Annotated in this window: 2 protein-coding genes; both read left to right on the top strand. The window is 64.8% G+C overall.

From position 1 onward, the window contains the following. Positions 1-499 (top strand): P-type conjugative transfer protein TrbG (trbG, locus tag EOA27_RS38280; protein ID WP_127258940.1); only part of this gene is annotated, 499 nt, incomplete at its 5' end. 3 nt (positions 500-502) lie between these two features. Further along, positions 503-897: conjugal transfer protein TrbH (gene trbH / locus EOA27_RS38275; protein ID WP_127258937.1), on the top strand; the 395-nt coding region annotated here is incomplete at its 3' end.

The following is an 897-nucleotide window of genomic DNA, read 5'->3' as shown; positions in this document are numbered from 1 at the left end:
AGGTCAGGCGATCCATCTCATCGTCAAGCCGGCCGAGCCGGGTCTGGTCACCTCAATGGTGGTGACGACGTCGCGGCGCACCTACCACATCCAGCTCAAGTCGCATGGCAGCCAGTACATGGCCCGGGTCGGTTTCGAATATCCGGAGGACGTGTCGGCGCGGCTTGCCGATATCAATGCCAGGCTGGAAGTGAACACGATTTCTGGCGCCGGCGTGCCGGCGGAGCAGCTGAATTTCCAGTACAGCGTCAGCGGCAATGCGCGCTGGCGGCCGACGCGGGTCTATTCGGACGGTGAGAAGACCTACATCCAGTTTCCGCGTTCGATGTCTGGCCAGGACGCACCGGTCCTCTTCGTCGTGTCGGGCGGCGAGAACCGCATCGTCAACTACCGGATGAAGGCCAACATGATGGTGGTCGACTATCACGTCGATCGCGCCGTTCTCGTCTCCGGCGTCGGCTGGCACAAAGAGAAGATCAGCATCAGGCGTGGAGGGTAGGCGATGGGTGCTGGCCGCCTCGTCCCGCGATTGCTCGCAATGACCTTCCTCGCCGCGCTGCTGGCCGGCTGCCAGACCACCGGAACGGACGGGCTCGTTGCCAGTTCCGCGCCGCCTGAGATCTCCGGCCCGGCCGCCAGCGCCATTGCCGGCGACATGGTAAGCCGGCTTGCCGAACATGTCGGACCGGGCACCGGAACCAGCCTGCTCAAGCCCGACGGTTCGCCGTTCGGCGGCGCGCTTGAAGCCTCGCTCAAGGCCTGGGGCTATGCCGTCGTCAGCGACCAGAAGACCGATGGCGAGAAGCCGATCCCGCTCGCCTATGTCATCGACAGTCATGACGGCCAGGTACTGGCCCGTCTCTCGACCGGTTCGCTTGATCTCGGCCGCGCCTACAC

Source organism: Mesorhizobium sp. M2A.F.Ca.ET.037.01.1.1 (assembly GCF_003998075.1).
Lineage (GTDB): Bacteria > Pseudomonadota > Alphaproteobacteria > Rhizobiales > Rhizobiaceae > Mesorhizobium.
The sequence above is the reverse complement of the archived record's forward strand: the minus strand, read 5'-3'. Positions and strand labels throughout refer to the sequence as shown.